This is a genomic window from Williamsia limnetica, assembly GCF_003217475.1.
In the GTDB taxonomy this organism is placed as follows: domain Bacteria; phylum Actinomycetota; class Actinomycetes; order Mycobacteriales; family Mycobacteriaceae; genus Williamsia; species Williamsia limnetica.
In genome coordinates, this window is sequence record NZ_QJSP01000026.1 from 1 (window position 1) to 15,177 (window position 15,177).

A 15,177-nucleotide genomic window follows, 5' to 3' on the forward strand; every position below is an offset into this window, starting at 1 on the left:
CACGGACTCACCCCCGCCGAGTTCGCCCTACAGTGGACCACGACCCACCAACCCCAAGCCGCATAGCGACTGGACCATAGAATGGGTCCCCCTCAGTGCCATTATGTCAGGAGCGGATCAGATCCGAAGGCGGCACCTGTCTACTCGGCAGCACGAAGCCGAGAATGCCGCGTGCAGGCAATGGCTGGAAATAACTTCGACCGCGTGACGCACTCTTCGTCGCACCCGATGAGTCCGGTCCACGCGTCATCAAGCGCGCCGATCGCGGCCTGTGGTGTGCGAGCGTCGAGAAGTGGTGCGCAGTGCGCCACGGTGAGTAGCACGTGGTGGGTGTCGGTAAGCGCTGTCGTCCAGGTTGCGGGGTGCTCGTCGGGAAACATCCCACGCGCGAGCGGCGTTTCGACGTCGCCGGGATGCACCTGGTACATGATTGACACCGCGCGCCGGTTGCTGAGGTCCAGGGCCAGATGGCTCAACACGGGCACAGGGGCCTTCCGGCCGCGCCGCCGCACACGCGCCAAACCCAGCCCCGCCAGGCTAAACGGCGTGATGGCTGAGAAGTCGACAATGAGTCCGGGCGAAGGCAGCACACCGACGTCGCGAATCCACACCCCGCCCGCGCCAACGACCCCGGGGCGCTGCGTCACCCCATGAAGACCCGGCCATAGGAGGTCAACGCCGGGCCGGCTGTTGCGATCCCAGTCCGTCACCAGCTCCATGATGCCCGACTTTGATGAAACGTGGACCCCCCCCATTAACGACCGACCACCCCTGGGCATGAGTAGCAGCCACCTAACGCTTGACCCCCCCTCGCCCACATCCCCGACGTACGACAAACCACCTAGAGCTACCGCGGCACCAAGCCCTACCGCGACCTAGCGCAGCTCCCGCACAGCTGGCTCCCAGCGTCGACGAGGGGGAGTCACACGCCAACCCGAAGGCCGGCCACTCTCGCCAGGTGGCCGGCCTTTCTCGTGTCCGCTGCCGCGTCCATGACTGCCCGCTACGCGGTCACCTACTCCGATACGCCTACGGCGCAACTGTATTCCTCCTACGGAGGTCTCATTCCCTCATAGGCCGATTCTTTCCACAGCCGGACCTGCGGACCAAGAGACTCCACCAACAAAGTCCCACGCGCTGCGCTTATTTCGCGGGCCTTTCTTGTCTCCGCTTCTTGGTCCTCCGGCCCGTCTGCGAATGCGGCCAGTTATGAGGAAATGAGGAACTTCTGGTCACCAGGGCCAGAGCCTCATCCCTCACGAAGGGAGCTCTACCGCAATGACTATCAACGACCTCTACACCGAACTCGACGCCCTGACGATCGCCACCCCGAACATGGCCGCTGTCCAATTGTCGGCCACCCTGCGCGGCATCACGTTCGAAGCTGCGATGGTCGAGCAGACCTGTTCCTGGTGCACCGCCCTGGATGACGCGATCGAGCGCAGCGCCCGCGAAGCAGCTATCTACATCGGCAACGCCGAAGACATCGCGACCACCGGCACCCAGCGCGCCGCCTGGTACCACGAAGCCCACGACCACCTCACCGAGGTCAACCGGCTGGCCCAGATCCGCACGATCGCCGCCCAGCTCCTGGCCGACACCGGCACCGACAGAATCGGAAAGTCCGCCACGACAGTGGTTGCGGCCCAGCAGATCACAGCCGGAGCGGTATTCACCGACGGATCAGGCGAAGCCTGGACAGTGACCGGCACCGAGTGGGGCGAGAGCGCCACCGAATACCCCGTCATCACCTTGATCGCCCGCAGCACCGCAGGACGCACCCGCACGTTCGTGGTCTACCCCACCGACCAGATCCGCATCAACCGCTAGGCACTACCCCAGAACCCCGGTAGCCACTCGGTCTATCGGTCACACGAGAAAAAGCAGTCGGGCCGATCGGTAGTCGGCCCGCCTGCTTTCTCAACCCACAGTAGGAGAAAGAGAACACTCATGGCAAACACCACCACCGCAACAACCACTGGCGTAGGCGAATTGCGTCACCTGGACCCGGCCACCCTGGTCATCGACACCAATATTCGCACCACCACGGCGTTGACGAAAGAGTTCATCGCTTCAGTTGGTGACGGTATCCGCCTGCCGGTGCTGGCCGTAGAGACCGGCACTGACATTCTCGTGCGAGATGGGCAGCGCCGAACACTTGCCGCGATTGAAGCAGGTTTGGCGACGATCCCGGTGTACATCGTCCCCGCCGACGACACCAACGATGATAAGGCGGCGACAGCGGCGCGGATCATCGATCAGATGGTCGCCAACACCCACCGCACCAACCTGACACGGCGTGATGAGGTCACCGCCATCGAGCAGCTCGCGTTGGCGGGGTTGTCGGCCACGAAGATCTCGAAAAGCGTGCGCACGAGTAAAAAGCAGGTCGACCACGCGCTGGCGACGGCCAGCTCCGCGTCGGCGTTGGAGGCGTTCGAGACCCATGGTGAGTTGACGTTGGAGCAGGCGGCGACCCTGGCTCAGTATGACGACGACCCCGATGCCACCGCCCGGTTGTTGGCCGGGGCAGCGCAGGGACGGTTCGAGCACGTCGCTCAGCATTTGGCCGACACCGCCGCCGAACGTGCCCTGGTCCGTACCGCCATCGCGGAGTACGCCGAGCAGGGTATTGCCGCGACCGGCAACCGGCCCGCTTACAACGGGCAGGCTCAGCCGCTGACGCGCCTCGCTGACGCCGAGGGCAACGCGGTCGAGGACATCGAGCAGGTCAAGGCCCCTTACCGGTTGGCGTACGTCAGTGTCGAGTTCGAGGACTACTACACCGACGCGCAGGGCAACCGGGTCGATGAAGACCTCATCGACTGGTCCCTGGACGAAGACGACCCCGACGCCACCCCGCAGGACGGGTTGCTCGATATGCGGTCGCTCACTCGCACCGAAGACACCGCCGTGGCCACGCAGTGGTACGTCACCGATCCCGACGCGGCCGGACTACAGGCCCGGACCTACGGCCACGGGTCCGCCGGAGCCGATCCGATGCCCACCGACGCCGAGATCGACGCGAAGAAGGAAGCCGACCGCGCCGCGCGGCGGCAGACCATCGCGCTCAACAAAAAAGCCGAGGCAGCCCTACAGGTCCGGCGGGAGAAGATCGCCGAATACCTGTCCCGTAAGACGCTGCCGAAGGGTGCGATCGGGCAGGTGGCCGAGTTCCTCGCGGCCACGATGTGGAACAACCACGATCTGTTCGGCTACAGCCGCCAAGACGGCAACGCCCAAGCGCTCACCCGGCAGTTCCTGGGCGGCGGCGAGCCGGGGGAGGCGATGGCCGGGGCCAGCGCCGAACGCCGCCACATCGTGAACCTGGCCATCGCGATCGGCGCGCACGAGGCCGACATGCCCAAAAGCGCGTGGCGCGAGACCGATCGCAGCTACACCGCCCACCGAGCCACCTACCTCAAGATGTTGGTCGCGGTGTTCGGGTACACCCTCTCCGACGTCGAAGAGGTGATCTGCGGCGACAGCACCGCCGATGAGGTACCGCTGGACTAACCACCCTCAGCGAAGCCGGGGCAGGAACTACACCGGTTCCTGCCCCGGCAGCGTGCGTGCCGCAGAGGCCGCACGCTGCTAACGTCGCGAACGAGCCTGGTCAGCCGGGACAATCCCGTCCCAAGCGTGTTCTCAGAGTGCGGCTGGCCAGGCTCCCTACTTCTCTCACCCGCCCCCAGTGTTTGTGTCGTGCCTTCGGCCCGAGCTTCGCTCCGGTGGTCACCACCGGGGGCGCGCGCCTTCTCAGTGTCGCTGACCGGGGACCCCGACCTGTCAACCCACGCCCCTGCGCTCTCGCCCGTTCTCCGCTGCGCTGCGCCCTTGCGCTCCAACGATTTTCATCCCACACTCGCTGCGCTCGCATGAAATTCATTTCCGGCCGCCGGGACTCTTCGGGGTTGACTGCCCACCCCGCCCAGCGCGAACGCAAGGCGTCAATCGCCACCCACAACGAAAGGGCCAACCATCATGTCCACCTCCAGCATCTCCCAGCTTCTCGAAGACACTCGGCAAGCCATCCACGAGGCCGTCGCCGCCGAGAACGGCACCGACCGGCAACGATCAGCTGCCCACCATGCCCAGAGCCTGGCGAACACGGTTCTGACCGACCCGACCGCCGGGCACCAGGATATGGAGAGGGCCGGCTACTACCTCGATGAAGCCCTCGGCATCCAGGCCATCGAGAGCGCCTAACAGTAAGGGACCCACCTTCACAGATGGAGGTGGGTCCCTTCTGGCGTGTCAGAGACGATCGGTGTGAGGACACTGATCCCCGGTCAGTGGTGCGGTTACCAGGCTTGTGCGACCCAGAGCGGCATGTCCGGGTTGTCGGGGAACACCCCAAGCACCACATACCCGCCCCGGTGGGCGGCGGCTTCGGAAATGACTTGCTGGCCGGTGACGTTGCTCCACATGCGGGCTTTGTCGGGGCGGTAGTAGCTGCCGCCCCTGTACCTGGAATCCTCATCCAGGGTGACGCGCCAGTGATCGTTGCCCAGCACGGCGTTAATCACATGGCCCGCCCCGACCTGCGAGGCGGCAACGGTCTCCTCATGGGTAAGCGTGATCACCCATACGCCCTGTGTCTCGCGGACGTCGGCAGCGGTCGCGGGCGCAGCGCCCACCGCCAGCCCGCCACCCACCGCGACCGCCAACGCGACAGCACCACTAGCAACCAGGCGCTTGAACCGATTCCTCATAACATTCCCTCCCTAAAGTTGACCGTCACGATAACAAACCTCGTAACGCTTGGATGTCCTACCTTTCTGTTAGTGTCAGGAACGAGCCTGACCCGTGCGGGTCGTTGTTCCCTCCCCCGGGGAACCGTCCGACCACTCCAAGGCGCGCGGGTCAGGCTCTTCCACACCGCTCGTGCTATACCCACGGGCATCGCACATGTGCCCGCTGCGCGGTCATCTGATCGGATACGCCTGCGGCGCAACAGAACTGTCCTCCCAACAGCGGGGAGGTTCTCATTCCCTGATAGGCCGATTCTTTCCACAGCCGGACCTGCGGACCAAGAGACTCCCCCAAACAAACCGGCACGCGCTGCGCTTATTTCGCGCCGGTTTCTTTGTGCTCCCTTCTTGGTCCTGCGGCCCGTCTGCGAATGCGGCCAGGTATCAGGAAATGAGGGGCCTCCGGTCACGGAGGTTCCGGCCGAATGGGTAAGGGAGAGAACCAGAGATGACCAGCTACAGCACGAAAGAGACCGCCGCCGAACTGCGTAAGCACCTGCGTGCGGTGTGGCCGGACGTGAAGTTTTCGGTGCGCTGCAACCGGGGCACCGCCAGCGCGTGGATTGGGGTCGCCTGGACTGACGGACCGACCTACACCCAGGCCCAAGCTCAGTGGTCGCAGTTTCAGGGTGCGCAGTTCAACGGCATGACTGACAGCTACGACCTGATCGACGCCAAGCTGGTCTGCACCGACCCGGCCGAGCTGCCCGAGGTCCGCGACTATCACTGCGACGGCATCAACGGCGCACGCGGATTCTCCGACGAAGCCGTGCAAGCCGCCGCCCGCCAGATGCTTAGCGAGAACCGTGAGATGGCCGCAGCGTTCGCCGTCGAGAACATCGACCCGGACACGTTGACCTACAACACGTTGCATCGGTCGGTGGCCATGCTGACCATCGATCCGGACCGGTGGCTGTCCTATCTCGGCGAACCCCTGCCCGGTCAGCCCTACGACATGGGCGCCGCTATTGGGTCGGCGCTGAACATCACCGACCTCGCCGCCCCCACCCCCGCACGCACGCGCTACTGAAATCCCCCAGCGGGGGTCGGCCCCAGCAATGCGGCCAGGCTCACGCCGGGACTGGTGGAGCCGGGCATCGAGCCCGGCCCCACCACGCTTCGCGCAGATGGCCAGGCGCACGCCGAAACTTTCACCTGATTCGGTGGCATTGCCTGACCCGCTGGAGTATCTCGAACAGCCCCACCGCCGGAGTCAAGTGGCTCTGGGCACCAAAGCCCCACGCGCTGCGCTTATTTCGCGGGACTTTCCTCCCCGTCACCACTGGACTCTGACACCGGGGCCACGAGAGCGGCGGATATCAGGAAATGACACCCTTCCCACTGCCGCACGCTGTTCAACAAGTGACCCACTGGTTACCCAAAACGGTTGCAGCACAACGCATAAACCGATACAATGGACCTATTGATACCGACACCAGTCGCACGAAACCAGCGGAGGCTCTCTACCATGACTGACACCACGATCACCGTCTACACCAAGCCAGCGTGCGTGCAGTGCAACGCCACCTACAAAGCCCTGGACAAGGCTGGACTGCCCTATGTCGTCGTCGACATCACCGAAGACGATCAGGCGCGGGATTACGTGATGAGCCTGGGATATTTGCAAGCCCCCGTTGTTGTTGCCGGAGAGGCACATTGGAGCGGTTTCCGGCCCGATGCAATCAAGGCGATTGCCGCGCAGGCCGCGTGAAAAGACAGGAGCACATCATGACTGCGAGCACCACCCGGACACCGAGTAGCTACGCCGACCGTGCCGTCCACTACCGGCGTGAAGCTGCTGCCTCGAGGCGTGCGGGCGACCTGGAGGTGGCAGCGCGCCTGGAGGAACTGGCCCAGCGAGCCGAGCACACCCACACCACCCGGTCATGGCAGGCCGCCGATGACCTTCGCTACGGGCCTGATGACTGCTGCACCGAATGCGAACAGCACCTGTCAGACCCGCACGATCCGGGATGTGTGTACGCGGACCTGGCTTATGCCCACGTCGCCGAGTGACCGAGACGAGGGGGACGAGACGATGACCATCACCACCAGCGACCTACACGAACCCGCCGTCGTTGAGACGGGAGCAGTCGACGAATCCGCGTTGTCTGCCAGCGAGTTCCCCGGTGGGATGGGAGCCGACCTCGATACCGAAACCGCTGTCACCTCTGGTGTCGAGGCTGCTTTTCTCACCGCGCTGATGTGGGCGCCGGCCGACATGGCCCGCCAGGTCCGGCAGATCATGACTACTGGTGGCCGGTGGGATCCGTTCTGGAGCCGCGCGCACCGGGAGATTTTCGAGGCGATCTGTGTGGTCCTTGATAGTGGAGCACCGCCGAATCCGGCGCTGGTGCAGGCGCAGTTGTTCGAGACTGGCCGTCTGCCGGCGGTGGCGGGGCAGTTGTTGGCGATCACCTCCCCCACCCGGGGGCCGGTGGTCGGCGGGGTGGATTTGCCGCACCTGGCCGCCAAGGTCATCGACCAGTGGTACCGGCGCGGGTACGCCGGGCTGCTGGCCCGGATGGCTCAGGTCCGCGAGACGGTGAGTGTTGAGGAGCTGGCCGGGCATTGGGCGAACCTGACTGGTCATCAGCAGCGGGCCGAAGAGTTGTGGCTGACCAAACGCGACCAGTTGGCCAAGCTGTGAGCGTCCCGCAGCGGCCGTTGACGACGACCAGTGGCCCGGTGGGTGGTCCGGTGTTGCGGGCGCAAGACGTGCACGCGATGGCCTGGCACATGCACTACGACGAACACCTGAGTTGGGAACAGATCGCCGTCGAGCTGGAAGAACCCTTGGCGGCAGTGGCACGGATGGCCGCCGCTTATGAGCGGTTCACTGACGAGAAGGCGGCGCAGGTTCAGGGGACCTTGTTTTGACCGCGCGAAGGGACGCAGCGATGGAGCCGGTGCCACCTGCTGATCGGCCGGTGACCGCCAGGGAGCACCGCATCCTGGCGGGAGTGAACGCCGGTGAAGTGATGGAAGGCTCCGGGCTGACTGACGGTGACATTGCTGCGGCGTTGCGGGTTCTGCGTGGGCAGAGCACTGCGGAGGAGGAAGTTGCTCGGATGCTCGCTGAGCTCGTGGCGGCCCGATCTGGCCGCGAACCCGGTGCCCCGAGCTCGCAGCCGTTGGGCTTGGAAACACCCGGACCGATGGAGAGGGATCTACCATGACTGTTATGACGACGTCTCAGGAACCGGGGTGGGCGCTGCGGTACCCGGAGCTGTTCGCTGGCTTGAGCATCGAGCAGCGGTGGTCGGTGCACAACACCATTGCCAACGGTGTGCTGGAGGGCTGGACGCCGGAGCCGGCGGATATTGCGGATCTGACCGCCCTGGTCCGCGGCGACATCGACGGCGACGAAGCTGTCCGCCGCAGTGACGCGCGGATGGCGGCCCGGTTCGGCGCACGCGCGCAGTAACGCCCGCCGGGTGATGCGGGGTTGCGGGTGAGGGGATGGAACGACTACTTCTGGCCCGGTACCACCGTGTTGATCAACAAGCGGGGCTTGGCCGATCAAACTCAGCTCGATCAGTTTGAGTACTTCCGGGCGGCGGTGCGCGAACAAGAAATCCGTAGCGGCACAGTGCCGATCGACCGGACGTTCGACGCACGGCATCTGCAAGCGTTGCACGCGCATCTATTTGTCGATGTGTATGAGTGGGCGGGTCAGTACCGCGAGGTGGAGATGTCCAAGGGGCGGCTGCCGTTCGCCACACCCGATCGGATCGGGTCCTACCTTGCCGACACCGCCCACATCATCGCCACCACGGCGTGGCCGGAGCTGGACCGGGCAGCGTTCGTGGAGCAGTCCGCGAAGGTCTATGCCTACGTCAATACGGCCCATTGTTTTCGCGAAGGCAACGGTCGTGCGGGCAAGCTGTTTATCTCTCAGATGGCCGAGATGACGCGGTACGACATCGATTACGCCAAGATCGATCGGGCGTTGTGGAATCAGCAATCGGAGTTCAGCCGCCCCGATCTGGGGCAGTACACACCGCATCACCACGAGCTGGTCCCGGTGTTCGACCGGATCACGATCGCCCGCCCCGGCCTGCCGCCGGCGGACCCGCGGTTCGAGTCCGCACGCCAAGCCGCGAAGTTCGCGCGGCGTGATCACCCCACCCATCCCCGCGACGCGACGAGATCACGGGGCACCACCTCGCCGGGTGCGAGCGATCCCCCCGCCGCGGGCCGGCCGCCGGGTTCGCGGCCGGGCCGCGACACCGACGACTACGGCCGCTAACACCGGAGTGCGCGACTACAGTCGGTGCTCTATCCCCAGCCCGCGATGAGCTGGGTGAGCAGTCCCGCCAGGCCGACGACGACGGCGACCGCGCCGCACACGACCGTCGGCCACGGGTTCGTACCGCTGTCCCTGGACGCCTGCGTGCGCGACGGATCGGGCTCAGGCGCCATCGCCAACGCAAGGCCACCGATGAACGCACCCACAATCACACCGGCCGCACACAGGACGGTGAACAGCATCGCCCTCAGCCGCCCACCGGCGCAGCATCGGCGGCCGTCGACGTGGTGGGTGTGGTGCCCGCTGAACTGTCTGTGTCGTCGGCTGGTGCCGGGGTGGTGCGTGCACGCGGCGCGGCGGTTCGCTTGCGGGTGGCGGGGCGTTTGGCACCCAGTGGTTCGGCGTGGAACGGTGCCAAAGTTTTGCGGTCGAACCCGGCCGCGCTGGCTTCGGCCAGCAGCGCGGTCAGTCGCCGTACACGGTCGGCGTCGGCGGACAAAAGCTCCTCGCGTTCGCGGGTGAGTTCGGTGTGGGTGTCGACGATCTCGCGCAGGACGGTGACTTTGCGTTCGGCGTCGGCGCGGACCTGAGCTTCGATGGTGTCGAAATCGATCGCAGCAGTAGATGACATGCGGTGTTCTCTTCTCTCGTTGACGGCAAAACGGAGACGAAAGGGAAACCCTCTCGCTTACAGCAGCGCGTGAACACAGACGGCAAATATGCATCCACACACCTGACGAACCAGGTGGTCCCTCATTCTCATCGTAACGCCGGATCGAACCTGTTTGTTGCCTCGCTGCCTGGCGAGGGGGCGGCGTGTCCATTGCGTTGCGACGTACGGCAATACAATGAGACTGGTGCTGCTGACGGCGAAGTCACCATCGCCAACGCGGCGCACACCTGAGGGCCGACCGCGCAAGCCGCGGCAGAGGCATGGCCGCTGGGTTCTCATTTATCGTCTGGTTTCTCGATTCGGCCAGCGGCCAGTATTCGTCGGCCTGTCCAGTTGTTGGCGTCGACGGTGAACGGGTGCTCGGGCTGCGCGTACCACTTGTAGTCTTCGCGGGGAGCGATGATGTCGAAGTCATTTTGGTTTCGAGAAAATTGGTTGGCGAGATCTGTGGTGATGAAACGAGACGCGAGGTGCTCAATGCCGAACTCTCCGGCTGCGATCGCGCTTGCGATGCCGTCGCGTAGCGGGTCGAGGTCAACGCCGACGGCGTAGGCAAGGCGGAAAAACTCGATCAGATCGTCACGAATTTCGGGTGCGTGGTCCTGTTCCCGTAAGTGGTTCAGAAACTCTTCCTGTGCGTCGGGTAGCGCTGCGTCGAGCGTTGATGCCCACCACTGCGGCGTGCCCTGCATTTGCGGGGACGATTTTGCGTGATGCAGGACTGCGATACGTGTTCGAGGTACGTGTATCAGTGTCAAAGCGGCCGCGACCTTCGCCGGGTCGCTGTCGTTGGAGATGGCTGCCAGCACTTCTCGGGCCACCCATCGGCTGACCAAGTCTTGAAGCGTGAACAGAAACGCTCCAGGCTCGCCGAGGTCGTCGAGCGCGGGTGCCAGCAGAGTTAGCAGCGCAAGGCACTTTTGGTCTCTGCCGGCGGTCGTTGTCTCTTTTTGAAGTTCCGCCGAGAACGCTTCTTGCGCTTTGTCGAGGGCGAGGAATGCGAGAGTTTGTTTATCGGTGTGTAGCAGTTTGAGGAGTTCGGTGCCGTCGCCGCCGCCGACGGCTGCCTGTATGGCTTCGCCGACCACACTGTCTGGGAGGTCGAAGTCAGCGAGGATCGCCATCGTGAAGTAGCGGCCGAAGTAACTTTGCGTCGCGACTCCCCGCCGAGGGTTGAAGTTGTGATCGCTTTTTAACTTGGGGAACAGCATGTGCAGCATCGTGCGTGCGTGTTCTTTGACGGCGGGAGTGAGCTCGGTGAGCAGATCGTCGGGGTTGAACGGCTCGTACTCACCGGTCCCTATACTGCCTGTCGCAGCTTCGTAAGTGGGGCTTGTCACGAGCTGGTGTTGGTATTGCGGGAGTTTGGTATGAAGCTCCGGGAAGACTACGCGTAGGAGGGTAAGGCCCATGACGTCCTCGATGTCGGTCTCGCCGGGCGGATGCATGCTGAGGTCGTAGTCCAACTGCGAGATGTAGCGACCGATTGACCGAGGTGTGATCAATGTGGCGCGCATGGTCGGTACGAGATCTCGAAGTCTGTGCATATCCGTCAAGTCACTATCGGGACGTCGACGCTGCATCACATCGGCTATGCCGGCGTTGAGCAAACTGACGATCTGCGCGCCGATGAGAGCTGGGACCGGGACTGGGTACTGCACCATTTTCTCGATGTAGCGCCGGGCCTCGCTGGCCGACCCCGCTGTGCGCGCGGTTTCGAGTGTGCGCATCAGCGAGTTGTGGTCGTATGCGAGGAGGTACTGCACACCGGGGAACCGGCCGAGGAGTCGGACCACCTTGAGCACGGTCAACAACTCGTCGCCCTGAAGCCGGTCTATGTCGTCGACCACAACCAATATTTTTTTGGAACCGGTGGCTATTTGATCCGCAGCGGTCTGAAATGCTTTGTTCCACGCCGGATGCTCTGTAAGAGAGTCCGCAGCGGCTGTCGCTGCGGCGCTCGCTGACGGGCCGGCGATCGGAATGGCGATCGCCATAGGTGCCGCGATACGCAGGAGACTGCCGAACGCCCGTCGGGCTGTGTCGAGCTTGCTTTCCGGCAGTGCGCTCAATAGTGCTGCATAGAACTCGCCGAGAAGACTACTGACGTCCTGCGCGGCCCACGGCGTGAACCGGACCACTGAATACTCGCCACCCTTGAGAGCAAGCGCGTTCTCGATAAGATTGATTAGAGACGTTTTGCCGCTGCCCCACGGCCCAGTGAGTCCGAACACTACGCTCGCCTTGTTTGAGTGCGTGGCGGCGATCTGTTCGGCGACGCGCGTGGCATAGCCGTCTCGGCCGAAGAGATCTTCTTCCTTCGTGGTGATCGGTTCGTCATCATTCCGGATCTGGGAATTCACGGTGCAACCGTAGCGACATCGGACCCGTCGGAGCTGCCTTTTCCCGGTCGCCTTCTTTCGCGCCCCAGCGCATGTCGTCCCTGTTGACGCTTACTCGCGGTCCCGTTCTCTTATAACGGCCAGCCGGGAGGCACGTCGTTCCCGTCCGCGAATCCCCCGCTGTCCTAAGCCGACGTTTCTGAGCGCTTTGCTCGGCGTCGGCCGCGCCGTGATGCGCACCCGGCAGGCCGTGCTGTGCGTGGCCCGAAGGGCGAACGGAATCGCCCGGAGGGCGATGCAGTTTTGTTGTCGCGCCGAAGGCGCGCGGGATTCCGCTCGGAACCCGCTGACGCGGCTACTCGCGGAGCAAGCTGTGTTTTAGGCATGCCTAAAAGCTTGTCACCGTCCCTGGGTCGCGGTACGGTGCATCCATCAACGGTGTTGGTGGATGGTCCTCACGGGTGTGGGTTCGCTGCGCTGAGCCGGAAGAGAGTGACAAGCCAACAAGCCGACAGGGCGGGAGATCGCGATGACCGACGACGACGCGCAGGGGCAGTCGTCGCGTGCCTCGCGGTCAATTTTGCGGCGCCGCAGGGCCAATACGCCCGGGGGCCGGCAGGGCAAGATCGAGGTCAAGGTGACCACGGATGAGGAGGCGTTGCTGCGAGCGCGGGCGCAGGCAGCGGGTATGTCTGTGCAGCGGTTGATGGTGACGCGGGCCTTGAGTGAGGGCCGTGCGCCGAGTGTGGATTACCAGACCCGCCGGCAGGCGTGGGAGCAGGCGGTGGCGTTGCAGAATCTGATTGCGGCGGTGGGCAACAACATGAACCAGATCGCTCGCCAAGCCAATAGCGATGGGCAGATTCCGGCGGACTTCGAGCCGGCATTGGATGCGGTGATGCGCTCGCACCGGCGGGTGTTTGAAGCGTTCGAGGCGACGTTCGGCCTGGAGGGTCAGCGCGGGTGATCCCGAACATCGAGAACGGCGCGAAGATGACTGGTCTTGTCATGTACTTGGCCGGGCCGGGCCGGGCGAACGAGCACGACAATCCCCATGTGGTGGCGGCCAGTAGCGGGTCGGTGAGCATGGCCGGCGGCGCGGGGATGGAGATGACGCGGGAGCAGGCGCTGGCGCTGTCGGAGCAATTGGATATGGCGCGGTTGGTGTTCGGCACTGAGGTGACCCGGCGCGACAAGGGCGCGTTGGCGGCGGCTCAGGAACGCGGCGTCAAGGGTGCGGCGGCGATCGCGCTGGCGACCCGCGATGAGAACGTGTGGCATTGCTCGCTGTCGCTGTCGCCGGAGGAGACGGCGGCGTTGACGCCCGCCGGCGCGACGGTCCAGGGCTTGTCTGATGCGCAGTGGCAGCAGATCGCTGAGGAGTTCATGGCGGGCATGGGTTTTGACTCTGATGGTGATGCGCCGGCGCGGTGGGTCGCGATCCGTCACGGCCTGTCGAAGAGGGAAGGCGACCACATCCATATCGCCGCCTCACGCGTGCGTGATGACGGCAGTGTCGTGAAACTGTGGTTCCCCGAACCGGGCGAGGACCGGCCCAAGGGCGACAAGTGGCGCGCGCAGAATCTGTGCACGCGTTTGGAGGAGTCCCACGGCCTCAAGGTCACCCCGGGGCGGGCTAAAAGCTATCCCGGTAAGGGCTCGTCCCCTGCCCAGGAGAACATCGCCGAACGCACGGGGCGCAGCGAGCCAGCCAAGGCGGCGTTGGCGCGGCGGGTCCGTGCGGTCGCCGGTGCTGCCGAGTCCGAAGCCGAGTTCGTGCGGCTGGCCCGCGCGCACGGACTGCTGGTGCGGCCCCGCTACAAAGCCGGGTCCAAGACGGAGGTGGTCGGGTACTCGGTGGCGCTGCCGACCGGCGACTACGCCACCCGTGACGGGCGCCCGGTGTGGCATGGCGGCGGGAAACTCGGCAACGACTTGACCTTGCCGCGACTGCGCGAGCGGTGGGCAGCACCCGATGCGGGCGGACGCGCGGACGCGGCGAGTGCGTGGGCGCATCATCAGCGCGAGACGATCGACCCGGCTGCGACGGTCGTGCCGGCCGAGGCCGAAAGCGCACGGTCGGGGATGTCGTGGAAGCAGGCCCGCGCCGAACTCCGGGACCGGTTGATGGCAGCGGCACAAGGCAGCTCGACGGAACGCAACTTCATTCAGGCCGCCCGCGACAAAGGGGTGCTGCTGCGTCCCCGGTACGCCCCGGGCACCACCGATCGCATCACCGGGTATTCCGCAGCGCTGCCGTCGTCGATCTACAGCGACCGTGACGGGCACCCGGTGTGGCATGGCGGCGGGAAACTCGACAACACGTTGGCGTTGTCGGAGCTTCGGCGTCAGTGGCCTCCGGCTGGCCCCCAGTCGGCCACCGGAGCGATGACGGTGAATGCGTGGGCGCGAGTGGCACCGGCGGCGGCTCAGGCCGCTCAGGTCTCCGCCGAAGCCAAAGGGTGGGCTGCTGCCGGGCGCAGTGCCCGGGCCTGGCAGGAGCGAATTGAGACACTGGCTGACCCGGCGGCTGCGACACCGCGCCCCGGGACATGGGCGCGCGCTGCCCGCGAGACCGCGGCCGCGATGTCGGCGTGGTCGGTGCACACCGAAGGCGACCAGCCGGCCGAGCTCGCGCGGATGGCTGATGCACTCTCCGCCGCGTCCGGACACCGACGCTCCCCCACCGCTGCGCCGCAGAGTCCCGGCGGCGGGTTACGTCGGGTGGCAGCGATGATGCTCGCCGCCAGTAGCGATGACCCGAAGTACTTGTGGCTGGCGGTGTTCTCGCAACTCGCCGCGACGTCCCGCGCGATCGCTGCGGCCCTGGAGGCCGAGGGGCACGCCCAGCGCGCCCGCGAGCTGACCGCGGCGACCGCAGCGGCGTCGGCGAAGTTCGACACCATCGCCTCCGGTGCCGACAGCGCCCGCGTGCGGGCGAACCTCGCGGCCGCCGGACCCGCTGCCACCCGCACACGCACACAGCCACCGGCGGGCCGGCCCACCGACACGAACCGGCCACCGACCGCCGCGCCGCACCGCCGGGAGGCGGGGCGCGAGGACTACGGCCGGTAACGCTCGCGCCCATCGGACGGGTCCGATGGATGTGGGCGATACCGTTCTAGAAGTGAACGAGCGACACGGTCGCGGCGTGTG

General features: G+C 65.3%; 18 protein-coding genes. 13 read left to right on the top strand and 5 right to left on the bottom strand.

The annotated features are described in order from the left end of the window. Window positions 1-140: 140 nt before the first annotated feature. On the bottom strand, window positions 141-719 hold the full coding sequence (locus DFR67_RS27905; RefSeq protein WP_110472724.1) for a hypothetical protein: 579 nt from the start codon (window positions 717-719) through the stop codon (window positions 141-143). A 559-nt stretch (window positions 720-1,278) separates the two neighbouring features. Between DFR67_RS27905 and DFR67_RS27910 the strand changes: the two genes are divergently transcribed. The 3 genes from DFR67_RS27910 (at window position 1,279) to DFR67_RS27920 (ending at window position 4,209) form a co-directional block, all read left to right on the top strand. Continuing rightward, window positions 1,279-1,830 (top strand): hypothetical protein, encoded by a 552-nt coding sequence (locus tag DFR67_RS27910; RefSeq protein ID WP_110472725.1) that lies wholly within the window; start codon window positions 1,279-1,281, stop codon window positions 1,828-1,830. Between the two features lie 120 nt (window positions 1,831-1,950). Beyond that, a complete protein-coding gene (locus tag DFR67_RS27915) occupies window positions 1,951-3,516 on the top strand; it encodes a ParB N-terminal domain-containing protein (RefSeq protein ID WP_110472726.1) in 1,566 nt (521 codons plus the stop codon). A gap of 468 nt (window positions 3,517-3,984) precedes the next feature. Beyond that, entirely contained in the window at window positions 3,985-4,209 is a 225-nt protein-coding gene (locus tag DFR67_RS27920) for a hypothetical protein (protein ID WP_110472727.1), read from the top strand. Window positions 4,210-4,304: 95 nt separating this feature from the next. Here DFR67_RS27920 and DFR67_RS27925 read toward each other — a convergent pair whose 3' ends face one another. Further along, entirely contained in the window at window positions 4,305-4,670 is a 366-nt protein-coding gene (locus tag DFR67_RS27925) for a hypothetical protein (RefSeq protein WP_146240557.1), read from the bottom strand. 532 nt (window positions 4,671-5,202) lie between these two features. Here DFR67_RS27925 and DFR67_RS27930 point away from each other — a divergent pair. The 8 genes from DFR67_RS27930 to DFR67_RS27965 all read left to right on the top strand — a co-directional run bounded on the left by DFR67_RS27930 (window position 5,203) and on the right by DFR67_RS27965 (window position 9,006). Continuing rightward, on the top strand, window positions 5,203-5,784 hold the full coding sequence (locus tag DFR67_RS27930) for an LPD29 domain-containing protein (RefSeq protein WP_110472729.1): 582 nt from the start codon (window positions 5,203-5,205) through the stop codon (window positions 5,782-5,784). Window positions 5,785-6,222: 438 nt separating this feature from the next. Next, window positions 6,223-6,465 (top strand): glutaredoxin-like protein NrdH, encoded by a 243-nt coding sequence (gene nrdH / locus DFR67_RS27935; protein WP_110472730.1) that lies wholly within the window; start codon window positions 6,223-6,225, stop codon window positions 6,463-6,465. Between the two features lie 17 nt (window positions 6,466-6,482). After that, window positions 6,483-6,770, top strand: a complete 288-nt coding sequence (locus DFR67_RS27940; protein ID WP_110472788.1) for a hypothetical protein — start codon at window positions 6,483-6,485, stop codon at window positions 6,768-6,770. 22 nt (window positions 6,771-6,792) lie between these two features. Then, on the top strand, window positions 6,793-7,404 hold the full coding sequence (locus tag DFR67_RS27945; RefSeq protein WP_110472731.1) for a DnaB-like helicase N-terminal domain-containing protein: 612 nt from the start codon (window positions 6,793-6,795) through the stop codon (window positions 7,402-7,404). Beyond that, window positions 7,401-7,634: a hypothetical protein gene (locus DFR67_RS27950; RefSeq protein WP_110472732.1), complete on the top strand. Its 234-nt coding sequence runs from the start codon at window positions 7,401-7,403 to the stop codon at window positions 7,632-7,634. The genes DFR67_RS27945 and DFR67_RS27950 overlap by 4 nt, the downstream gene beginning before the upstream one ends. Before the next feature lie 20 nt (window positions 7,635-7,654). Continuing rightward, entirely contained in the window at window positions 7,655-7,933 is a 279-nt protein-coding gene (locus DFR67_RS27955; RefSeq protein ID WP_211325182.1) for a hypothetical protein, read from the top strand. A gap of 5 nt (window positions 7,934-7,938) precedes the next feature. Further along, complete coding sequence (locus DFR67_RS27960) at window positions 7,939-8,181, top strand: antitoxin VbhA family protein (protein WP_110472733.1); 243 nt, start codon at window positions 7,939-7,941, stop codon at window positions 8,179-8,181. A 27-nt stretch (window positions 8,182-8,208) separates the two neighbouring features. Then, window positions 8,209-9,006: a Fic/DOC family protein gene (locus tag DFR67_RS27965; RefSeq protein WP_158540057.1), complete on the top strand. Its 798-nt coding sequence runs from the start codon at window positions 8,209-8,211 to the stop codon at window positions 9,004-9,006. Window positions 9,007-9,035: 29 nt separating this feature from the next. On the opposite strand, the gene DFR67_RS27970 is transcribed toward DFR67_RS27965, so the two are convergent. The 3 genes from DFR67_RS27970 to DFR67_RS27980 form a co-directional block, all read right to left on the bottom strand. Then, window positions 9,036-9,248: a hypothetical protein gene (locus tag DFR67_RS27970; protein WP_110472735.1), complete on the bottom strand. Its 213-nt coding sequence runs from the start codon at window positions 9,246-9,248 to the stop codon at window positions 9,036-9,038. Window positions 9,249-9,253: 5 nt separating this feature from the next. Then, the gene (locus tag DFR67_RS27975) at window positions 9,254-9,637 is read right to left on the bottom strand and encodes a hypothetical protein (RefSeq protein WP_110472736.1); all 384 of its coding nucleotides are present in this window, start codon (window positions 9,635-9,637) and stop codon (window positions 9,254-9,256) included. Window positions 9,638-9,954: 317 nt separating this feature from the next. Further along, a complete protein-coding gene (locus DFR67_RS27980; RefSeq protein WP_110472737.1) occupies window positions 9,955-12,042 on the bottom strand; it encodes a KAP family NTPase in 2,088 nt (695 codons plus the stop codon). A gap of 508 nt (window positions 12,043-12,550) precedes the next feature. Between DFR67_RS27980 and DFR67_RS27985 the strand changes: the two genes are divergently transcribed. Beyond that, complete coding sequence (locus tag DFR67_RS27985) at window positions 12,551-12,988, top strand: plasmid mobilization protein (RefSeq protein ID WP_110472738.1); 438 nt, start codon at window positions 12,551-12,553, stop codon at window positions 12,986-12,988. Between the two features lie 26 nt (window positions 12,989-13,014). After that, window positions 13,015-15,096, top strand: a complete 2,082-nt coding sequence (locus tag DFR67_RS27990) for a relaxase/mobilization nuclease domain-containing protein (protein WP_146240558.1) — start codon at window positions 13,015-13,017, stop codon at window positions 15,094-15,096. Window positions 15,097-15,177: the final 81 nt, after the last annotated feature.